The sequence below is a fragment of the Tangfeifania diversioriginum genome, from assembly GCF_900141875.1.
Lineage (GTDB): Bacteria > Bacteroidota > Bacteroidia > Bacteroidales > Prolixibacteraceae > Tangfeifania > Tangfeifania diversioriginum.
In genome coordinates this window covers 17,803-30,142 of record NZ_FQZE01000043.1, presented here as the reverse complement: position 1 = coordinate 30,142, position 12,340 = coordinate 17,803, and the positions used below count along the sequence as shown (strand labels likewise).

Annotated in this window: 1 protein-coding gene; it reads left to right on the top strand. The window is 43.4% G+C overall.

The features are described 5' to 3' along the window. Nucleotides 1–827 precede the first annotated feature (827 nt). Nucleotides 828–12,314, top strand: a complete 11,487-nt coding sequence (locus BUC07_RS18860; RefSeq protein WP_083578349.1) for an InlB B-repeat-containing protein — start codon at nucleotides 828–830, stop codon at nucleotides 12,312–12,314. Nucleotides 12,315–12,340: the final 26 nt, after the last annotated feature.

The following is a 12,340-nucleotide window of genomic DNA, read 5'->3' as shown; positions in this document are numbered from 1 at the left end:
TGGCTTTTTTTGTGGACGGTGTACTAAATGATTAAAAATCAACATTAAAATTAAAATCGCAAATGTTAAGTTTTTGAAAAGGGCTGAGCTGCATCAGGCTATATCTGGAATAAACTTTAGTACTCAATCTGTTAAAACACCGAATTATGTAACCAATAGCTTTAAGTTTCCCGCAGATGTAGCTGATTCTCGCAGAGAACCTTCTTAGTCAGCATTCATTTGCGAAATCCCAGCCAGTGTATGACAATAGTGGGGAAAAAATTAATACGTCAGTCTTCCAGACGCTGCCATGCGAATTCCCAAAATATCCATCCATAAAAGTAACCTTTTCATCTTTACATCTCTGCAGTTTCATATTCTCATCCTACATAATTTAAATTTAAGACAAAAGAGACTTTTATTTTATCCTGATGAGAAAACCTGTCCCATAATGAGACACTTAAACCATAAACAACAAAACCCAAACAACTGATTAAAAACTTATTAACTCAAAAGGCATATTCCTTGCAAACGTCTGTTTTCAATACATAAAAACAAACAAAACTTTTAACAAAAAAACGTTGTATGGACGCAACATTTCACATAAAACAGCTAAATCTTATATTTAGTCAACATAAATTGCTTCTCGCAAAAACATTGTTTTTTGAGTTTTCAGGGAAGATGAAACAAGAATGGCTTCTTGCTATTCCATTTTCTGAACTTTCATACACTCCTGTTACGCTCCCCTCCTATTTAAAATATTCGGTTACTACCGGGGTGCCCCGTGTGAATAACCGCAGTTTATTTTCAAAAAAATTAATGTTGTTAACAATAAAAAACTAAACGATATGAAAAATCTCTACTACCACCAAATGATTCATTTTCTAAAAACAGAAAAGAATTGTCTCATCAGTAGAAATAACAAAACCTTTCTAACAGGTATTATTTTATCTATTTTATTTTCGCTTGTGGGGCAATCTCCAGTCCTTGCAGAAGATAATACAACCTTAACTTCGATTAAAGATGGAGTTAAAATTTCAGTTAATGCAGGGCCTGGTGTATTGCCGGGAAATACAACACTTTCTGTTGATGTATTGACAGGTAATGAAAAAGAAGTATATACAAATACTTTAGCAATTGAAAATCAGGTAATTTTTGAGCAATCAATAGCCTATGACATTAATTTATTAGATGTAAATGGGAACAAAATCCAACCGAAAGGAGAAGTTCATGTTTCATTGACAGACTTACCATTTGCCAATACCAAAAATCAAGTTGCGGTATTTCATGCTGAAAGGTCAGGTAATCATACTGAATTTACCTTAACAAAAAAATATCCGGAACAAACCAAAAATGTTGAATCACAGCAAACTTTCTTAAAATCAGCAAATAGATCTGTAAAGCCGGTTCTTAAATCGGCGCAGACAAATCAGAACTCAATAGAATTTAAAACCAACCACTTTTCAGTTTATTTGATTGGCACAACAAAAACTGCTACATACAATTTTTATATTGATGGCAATTTAACAGAAACGCAAATAGTGCTTAATGGGGAATATCTCATTGAACCAGAGACCCCAACAGAACAAGTTGGTAAAAAATTTACAGGATGGTTTGTAGAAGGCTCGTCAACTCTTATTAATTTTAGCCAGGCTGTAAATGTAAGTTCTACCGCAAGCTATACCGTAAATGCCGGTTTTGAGGATATCTGGTACGTTTATTTTGTTTACAATAACGAAATTGTTACCACCAAAGAAGTATTACCCAGTGGCACAACCGATGGAAACAATATCCCTATATCGGTTACTGAAGAAGGGAAAGTTTTTGCACACTGGTCCACATCACAGAATGGACCTGCGTTTGATTTTAACACACCAATAACTGCAAATACCACTCTTTATGCAGTACTGGCCGATCAGTGGGAAGTCACCTTCGATTCAGAAGGAGGTTCTTCTTTACTTCCCGATTATGTTGTTGACGGACAAACTGCCACACAACCTTCCAATCCGTCCCGAGTTGGATATACTTTTTCGCATTGGTCTGAAACAGCGGGTGGTAGTGCATTCGATTTTAATACACCCATTACTGCTGATAAAACCCTTTACGCGGTATGGTCCCCAAAAGAAGTAAACTACAATGTTGTTTACTGGCAGGAAAACGCCGAAGACGATGATTACACCTATTTTGAAACTGCTGTAAAAACAGGCTATACTGGTACAAATGCCGGATATGATGAAGTAAGCTATACCGGATTTCATCTGAATTCTTCTTTAACAGATGCTACAAATGTCGAAATTAAAGGGGATGGAACAACTATAAAGAATGTGTATTACGACCGCAATGTTTGGACATTTAAAATAGAAGTTCTCAATTATTACTGGTCAACTTATAGCACTACACAAGTAAAATACGGGCAAAGCACTGCCACATGGTATAATGCTGCTGTTGATGATCATTTCGGATACCGATGGTTGACCGAGAAATACGGCTCTGTTTCCTACTCCGAAGCTCCTGATATGCCCAATGGAAATTTGACAGTATATGGGAAATATTCAGGCGATACTCCCTTTACCATTCATTATAAGGAAAAGAGTACAGGAATAAAAATTCATGACGACTTCATATTTTATGCAGACGGATATTCAACTTTTTATTTTACAGAGGAAGATGGAATAGCTATAGAAGGATTTACTGTTGAAGAATGTGAAGGTCAATATTGTTCGAACTGGGAACCTTTAGAAACTGGAAGAGATGGAACTATTTGGTACACACGTAACAATTATACTATCACCTTTAACACTAATGATGGGAATAGCCCGCAAATATCATCCTCTATTCCTTATGAAGCCGATATTTCCGGCGAGGCGCTTCCAGGTTACACTGAAGATGTTACTACTTATATTGAAGATGGAACTAAATACACCTTTAAGGGCTGGTTTACTTCTCCCATTTTTGCACCTGACTCAAAATTCGATTTTACTGGCAAAACCATGCCGGCAGAAAATTTTACTTTATATGCAAAGTGGGCACCACCTACTTATATGGTTTTAAATCACAAGGTATTGGAAGCTCCGGGCACCAGTCCAACTTCAATCGAGCACATTATTGAACACGGAGCAACCATTGATGTGAACGTTTTGGAATACGATTTACCGCAAGGAATGCAGGCCAGCGATTTTATTGGCTGGTATTGGTATGTTGATGGCAATTTTGTTCTGTTCGATTTTGCTATGCCAGTCTATAGCGACCTGGAACTTTTCCCGGTATGGCCGGTAACAACCTATCAGGTAAGTTATGTATTGAACGGTGGTTCTGGCACAACTCCACATGATCCTAACGATTATTACGCAGGTGCATTTGCCTCTGTATTGCCAGCTTCAGGAATTACACCACCTACCGACAAAGTGTTTGTTGGATGGGAAAACAACGGGACAATTTATTACCCCAATAACGATCTTGAAATTACCGGCGACATGACATTAACCGCGCAATGGGGCGACATCGCCCAGGAAACGCAGTTAACCTACAAAGCCAATGGCGGTTCCGGCAGTGATATTGTTATTGATTTAAATAATAACGAACCACACACCATAAAAGCAGCAAACACTTTCACGCGTTCATTATATAATTTTACTGGTTGGAATACCCAGGCCAATGGCTTGGGAGATGCTTTCTTACCGGGCGATGAAATAATTGTTGATAATGCCCCAACAATCCCAAATGTATTATATGCACAATGGGAAGAAGCTTGTGAAGGAACAGTTTCTGCAGGCCCAGATTTCGCAGTATGCAAAGGTGAAACCATAAATCTGACAGCTACACCAACTGACATTTCAGATGGAAGTTATAATTGGAGCGGCCCTGATGAATTTACCTCAACTGACCAAAATCCGACAAGAAGCAATGCACAAACTATGTTCAGCGGGGAATATACTGTAACTGTCAACTATGGAGATAACTGTGTTGCTGAAGATAAAGTATATGTGACCGTCAATCCGTTACCAACACCACAAATTTCAGGAACAGAAGACGTGTGCAGTTACAGCTCATCTTCTTACAGTACCGACTCTATTGAGGGCAACACTTACCTGTGGGAAGTAACCGGTGGCACGATTGATGGTCCAACCACATTTAGTTCAGTCAGTATAATATGGGATGGCCCCGGAACAGGAACTGTAAAAATAACCGAGACAAATCCTGCAACTGGTTGTTCTGGTATTAATACGTTGTCAGTTACAATTGATGATATCGTAATTTCTGTTGAAGATTGCCCTAACGACATAACAGAATGTGCAGATGTTGTAATGGAAAATGTACTTGGGAAATACATCGACTGGGATGCTCCGGATTTTAGTCTGGGCTGCGTAGGATCGGCCGATGCCAGCTTTTACATGGGGTTTGGATTACCTGAAGCAAAATGGAATTGCTGGACATTTAACCATGTACAGCGAGTTGGCAATAATGCCGGTGAGGTTAACCTCTGGCAATCTACCGGAGACGGGGGAAACCCATATATTTTGAGCCCTCTTATGTATATTGAGCCCCCACTCGATGTCAACATTGATATTTACGCTCCATCAGGAGATAATTTTCAATGGATTCTTACATTGGTTGACCCGGCAAATTCAGAGACACCAGTTGGGTCAGAAAGTATCAACGGAAATAATACAACCAATACATATACAATTGAAGTTCCACAGGCGGTGCAAAAAGGCACTTACTATTTAAAATTTGAATTTGCAGGAGGTGGTTCAAACAAAAGTGTAGTCGATAACCTTTATTTCGATGGTATTCTCATGGATATTGAAGGTTGCGAAGGAGGGATCGAATTTACAACAACCGGGCCAACTCCCGGCTTTTTTCCTGCAGGCATCGATACCACACTAACTTATACTGCAACCTATACACCTGCAAGCGGAGATCCAATTACTCAAACCTGTGCCTTCAATGTAATCGTTGAAGGTATTAAGGCAGAAATAGCTAACTATACTGACGCCACATGTGGAGAAGACAATGGTACAATAACTATTGATGCAACAGTTTATTCTAATTCGCCCGAACTTGAATATTCGTTAAATAGCGGCTCATGGAATTCTTTTGGTAGTGGAAACACTTCTGCCACAATCAACAATTTAGCTGCAGGTAATTATTCAATAAATGTGAGGGATGTTTCTTTGGAAGGAGATTGTGAAATACTCACCCCACTTGAAGTTACTTTACAAAATATTCCAGGTCCCACGTTAGAACTTAGTAATCTTACTAATGTCAATTGTTATGGAAATAACACCGGCTCAATTACTGTAACAGCAACGGGCGGAACTTCACCTTTTGCTTTCAGCCTAAACGGAGGCACCGCTCAATCTGACGGAACTTTTGACGGACTGTATTCAGGTACTTATACCGTAACCGTAACCGATGATAACGGGTGTACGGATGAACTCACCGGCATTGTTGTTTCCGAACCCGATGAACTGGTCTTAACGGTCACCCCAACCCAGCCATTGTGCTTCGGAGAACTGGGAAGTGTTCAGTTATCGGCCTCAGGGGGAACCGGAGATTATACCTACAGCGGTGATGCTACAACCGGTTTGGCTGCCGGCACTTACAACTATACGGTAACCGATGATAACGGGTGTACTGCTACTGCTTCTGCTGATATCAACGCGGCTCCTGCCCAACTGGTCTTAACGGCCACCCCAACCCAGCCATTGTGCTTCGGAGAACTGGGAAGTGTTCAGTTATCGGCCTCAGGGGGAACCGGAGATTATACCTACAGTGGTGATGTTACAACCGGTTTGGCTGCCGGCACTTACAACTATACGGTAACCGATGAAAACGGGTGTACTGCTACTGCTTCTGCTAATATCAACGCGGCTCCTGCCCAACTGGTCTTAACGGTCACCCCAACCCAGCCATTGTGCTTCGGAGAACTGGGAAGTGTTCAGTTATCGGCCTCAGGGGGAACCGGAGATTATACCTACAGTGGTGATGTTACAACCGGTTTGGCTGCCGGCACTTACAACTATACGGTAACCGATGATAACGGATGTACTGCTACTGCTTCTGCTGATATCAACGCGGCTCCTGCCCAACTGGTCTTAACGGCCACCCCAACCCAGCCATTGTGCTTCGGAGAACTGGGAAGTGTTCAGTTATCGGCCTCAGGGGGAACCGGGGATTATACTTTCAGTGGTGATGCTACAACCGGTTTGGCTGCCGGCACTTACAACTATACGGTAACCGATGATAACGGGTGTACTGCTACTGCTTCTGCTGATATCAACGCGGCTCCTGCCCAACTGGTCTTAACGGCCACCCCAACCCAGCCATTGTGCTTCGGAGAACTGGGAAGTGTTCAGTTATCGGCCTCAGGGGGAATCGGGGATTATACTTACAGTGGTGATGCTACAACCGGTTTGGCTGCCGGCACTTACAACTATACGGTAACCGATGATAACGGGTGTACTGCTACTGCTTCTGCTAATATCAACGCGGCTCCTGCCCAACTGGTCTTAACGGCCACCCCAACCCAGCCATTGTGCTTCGGAGAACTGGGAAGTGTTCAGTTATCGGCTACAGGGGGAACCGGGGATTATACTTTCAGTGGTGATGCTACAACCGGTTTGGCTGCCGGCACTTACAACTATACGGTAACCGATGATAACGGGTGTACTGCTACTGAAATTGTTACTATTTCTCAACCAACATTACTTACCTGCAACGCCAGCCAGGATGAACCTGTTAGTATTTTTGGATTTAAAGACGGAATTGCAACAGTTACTCCTCAAGGCGGCACTGCACCTTATTCCTATCTATGGAATAATGGTGATACAAGAGCCACGGCAGATACATTAGCTGCCGGATTACACAAAGTAACAGTTACAGATGCAAATGGATGTGAAACCACATGTAATGTTACAATTACCCAACCAGGAGAACTCTACTGTAATACAAAAGTAATCAGCAATGTAATTTGCAATGGGGAAGATAACGGAGTGGCAACTGTTACTGCTTTTGAGGGTGTTGGCAACTATACCTACACCTGGGAAAATGGGGAAACAAGTGATACTGCCTGGGCACTCGGAGCAGGAACACATATTGTTACAGTGGAAGATGCAAATGGAGCAACAACTACTTGTGATGTTACAATTACAGAACCAAATGCACTCGAGATGGAACTTACAGAAAGAAAAAATATCACATGCAACGGCGACGACAACGGCTCAATAGATATTTCTGTTAACGGTGGAACCACTCCTTATTCCTTCGCATGGACAAAAGACGGCGATGCTTACGCAACCAGTGAAAACATCACTGACCTGGCTCCGGGAACTTACGCTGTTACCGTAACCGACGCAAACGGGTGTACGGACGAACTCTCCGGTATTGTTATTGAGGAACCCGATGAAGTGACTTTGACAACCAGCTTTACCAATGTTTCTTGCTTCGGAGAAGCTGACGGAACAATCGATGCATCTGCTTCTCCGCAAGACGCTGTTGTTACAGTGGACGGACAACCTTATGATGCAACAACAGCTTACGGACCGGGAACATATACTGTACGCGCTCAGATTGACGGCGGAAACGACGGAGATATTTGCTTTGTAGAAGAAACAATTACCATTTCCGAACCCGATGAACTGACAGTCAGTGGCATACCAACACATGTAACTTGTTACAACGATCTTAATGGTTCAATCGAAGTTTCAAATAGCCATGGTTCTACAGTTGTAATAACAGATGAACAAAACAATAACGTAACTGCAAATAACGGAAATTATGGCCCAGGTATTTATACTTTAACTGCTACTGCACCAAATGGGAACAATGATGGGGTATGTTCTACTTCTATTGATGTTGAAATAGACTATTTAGACAAAGAACCACCAGCCTTAGCAGGAAATATTCCTCCTGAAGAAACCGAAATGAACCTTTGCTTTGAAAATATACCGCAAGGTCCAACAGAAGGAGAAATTGCAGCACTGTTTACCGATGAATATACAGAGGCCGTGAATGTAACCAAATCAGGCACGCCAAGCGGCGACGACTGCTCATGGACGGTGACATACACTTATATTATAGAAGACGATTGCGGTAATGAAGCAGAGCCTGTTGAAATAACTTACTCAGGTGGAGATACCGAAGCACCGGAAATCACACTTCCAACAGCCGACCTTACAATGGAATGCTTCGATGAAGCCACCGTGGATGCATGGATTGCAACCGCAAGCGCTACCGACAACTGCAGCGGTGATGTGGAAGTTTCGGCATCATACAACGCACCGGAAACCAACTGCGAACAAACCGTAACCGTTACTTTCACCGCAACGGATGACTGCGGAAATACGGCAACAGCAACCAAAGACTTCATAGTTGACGACACCACTACCCCCACCATCATCTGCCCAACTGATATAACAGCTGTGGCCGAGGAAGGGCAAACTTCAGTTTATGTAACCATTCCGTTGCCAACAGTAAGTGACAACTGTGGAATCGATACAGTATATAATAATTACACCTGGGAAAACGATGCAAGCGGCACTTATGAATTAGGCACAACAACTGTTGAATACATAGTTGTTGACGATTGCGGCAATGCAGATACCTGCACATTCACCGTAACTGTACAGGACGAAGAGGCACCGGAAATCAACTGCCCGGAAAACATTACCGTGGAGTGCATCGACGAAGTGCCTGCTGCTTACTTAACGTTTGCCGGGTTTATAGCCGACGGGGGAAGCGCTTCCGACAATAACGAAATTGACGAATCGAGCTTTACCCTCCAGAGTGAAACCAGTAATAGTGAAACCTGTCCCGAAGTAATTACAAGAACATACCAGGTTGCCGATAACGAAGGAAACTCGTCCACTTGCTCACAGCAAATTATTGTGGACGACGTTACCCCACCGGAGTTTGTGGAAGCATTGCCGACAAACATCACTGTTGAATGCGATGAAATACCGGACCCCACCGTACTTACTGCAACCGATAACTGCAGCGATGTAACAGTCGGATTTTCAGAAACCAGCAGTCAGCAATCGCTCTGCGACAACTACACCATTACACGTACATGGAGCGTTACTGACGACTGCGACAATACTACAACGCACACACAAACCATCACAGTAGTTGATACTTCTGCACCGGTTATTGTTGAAGAAGGCATGGCCGACCTCACCGTGGAATGTGCAGCTGATTTTGAAGCCGATCTCAATGCCTGGCTCGAATCCAACGCAGGCGCTGTTGCCAACGACAACTGCAGTGAAGTTTTCTGGACACATGACTTCAACATGGAAAACCTGTCTGACGGATGCGGAATGACCGGTAGTATGACAGTGACTTTCACCGCATGGGATCAGTGCGAAAATTCAAGTTCAGTAACAGCTGAATTTACAATTGAAGATACTACTGCACCTGATATCACTGTTCAGGCAGCCGACCAAACCGTGGAATGCGACGGCGCGGGAAATGGCGCTGCACTCGATGCATGGCTGGCTTCCAATGGCGGAGCTGCTGCTACCGACAACTGCGGCGAGGTAACCTGGACCCACGATTTTGTAGCACTGAGCGACGACTGTGGTGCGACCGGTTCAACAACAGTGACTTTCACTGCCACCGACGATTGTGGAAACTTCAGCGAAACAACCGCTACTTTCACCATTGAAGATACAACGTTGCCGGAAATCACTTTACCGGAAGCCGACCTTGCAATGGAATGCTTCGATGAAGCCAACGTGGATGCATGGATTGCAACCGCAAGCGCAACCGACAACTGCAGCGGTGATGTGGAAGTTTCGGCATCATACAACGCACCGGAAACCAACTGCGAACAAACCGTAACCGTTACTTTCACCGCAACGGATGACTGCGGAAATACGGCAACAGCAACCAAAGACTTCATAGTTGACGACACCACTACTCCCACCATCATCTGCCCAACTGATATAACAGCTGTGGCCGATGAAGGGCAAACTTCAGTTTATGTAACCATTCCGTTGCCAACAGTAAGTGACAACTGTGGAATCGATACAGTATATAATAATTACACCTGGGAAAACGATGCAAGCGGCACTTATGAATTAGGCACAACAACTGTTGAATACATAGTTGTTGACGATTGCGGCAATGCAGATACCTGCACATTCACCGTAACTGTACAGGACGAAGAGGCACCGGAAATCAACTGCCCGGAAAACATTACCGTGGAGTGCATCGACGAAGTGCCTGCTGCTTACTTAACGTTTGCCGGGTTTATAGCCGACGGGGGAAGCGCTTCCGACAATAACGAAATTGACGAATCGAGCTTTACCCTCCTGAGTGAAACCAGTAATGGCGAGACCTGTCCCGAAGTAATTACAAGAACATACCAGATTGCCGATAACGAAGGAAACTCGTCCACTTGCTCACAGCAAATTATTGTGGACGACGTTACCCCACCGGAGTTTGTGGAAGCATTGCCGGCAAGCATCACTGTTGAATGCGATGAAATACCGGAACCCGCCGTTCTTACCGCAACCGATAACTGCAGCGATGTAACAGTCGGGTTTTCAGAAACCAGCAGTCAGCAATCGCTCTGCGACAACTACACCATTACACGTACATGGAGCGTTACTGACGACTGCGACAATACAACAAGCCATACTCAAACGATTACGGTTGAGGATAACTCAGCGCCTGAATTCGTTTGTAACGATTACACTGTTTACCTCGATGAAAACGGTGAATATGTCCTGAACCCGGATGATATTGAAAACATGATTACTAATATCACCGACAATTGTACACCATCTGGAAATATCACTATTGATGCGTTCCCGCGTTCATTCGAATGTGCCCATGTGGGACAAGATGTTACGGTAACCATTACAGTCTCTGATGATTGTGGAAATACTGCTACATGTGAACCATCCATTACCGTACTCGATACTATTTCACCAGTACTTACATGTCCGGAAAATATAGTGGTTACAGCTGATGCAGGAGTATGTGAATCAGAGGTTACTGTATCGGCTCCAATTCTGATGACAGACAATTGCAGCGCAACAACAGTAATTAACGATTACTCTAATACAGCAGATGCAAGTGGATTATATCCAACAGGAATCACAGTTGTTAACTGGATTCTTACGGATGCATCAGGAAATACGGCCGAATGTTCGATGACTGTTACTGTTCTAGCTCCTCCTGTCGCTGAAGATGATGTTGTTACAACGCAACAAAATACACCGATCTCAATTGATATTCTTGCCAACGATTCTGATTGCAACAACAATATCGATCCAGGTTCAGTTACTGTAATTTCAGATCCTGAAAATGGAAGTTATATGGTTAACAGTGAAACCGGAACAGTGGAATTCAGTCCTGATGAAAACTTCAGCGGAACCGATGTATTCACTTACTCTGTATGTAATGCTGATGGATTATGCGATACGGCAAACGTGACCATAACCGTAACAAGCGATAATAATCCACCGGTTGCCGAAAACGATGTGCTGACCATTACAGACTGCAGCTCCGTTACAATTGAGGTAATGCAAAATGATTCTGACCCTGACGGTGACGAATTAACAGCACCTGCAATTCTTACAGATGTAACTTCAGGTGAGCTCACAGTCAATGAGGATGGTACACTTGAATATCTCCCCGAGCTGGGATTTGAAGGAGAGGTAACATTCACCTACGAAATATGTGATATACCGGAATCAGGAGAACCACTTTGTGACCAGGCAGAAGTAACAATCACTGTTATCCAGCCTGACCAGCAGCTCAGCTGTATGATTGAAGTAGTATTCCCCGTTTCGGAAGCAGGAAACGATGCCGAGGCAGAAGTGATTGTATCCGGAGGCTGGGGCGACTACACCTACGAATGGAGCGACGGGCAAACGACGGCTGTTGCCACAGGACTTTCGCCCGGAGACTATTTTGTGATTGTAACCGATGCCGAAGGTTGCGCCACAGGTTGTGAAATCACCATCGAAGAATATGATGAAGGAGAACCCGGAGACGATGATCAGCAACAAGCCTGTGAATTCTTCATCCCAGAAGGATTCTCGCCCAACGACGATGGCATTAATGATTACTTCATAATTGAATGCATGGAGCAATATCCAAATGCAACCATCGAGGTATATACCCGCTGGGGAGTTATGGTATATGAGAAAGAAAATTACGGAAACACTGACCTGATGGGCTCAACAGAAGCCTGGTGGAACGGTCGTTCTGATAATAAGATGACGGTTGGCAAAGAGAAACTGCCACCTGGTACCTACTTCTATATTCTGCACTTAAATGATGGAAGCGATCCGATTACTGGTTCAGTTTTCCTTAACAGATAATTAAAATGTTTAATCTGAAAAAAATG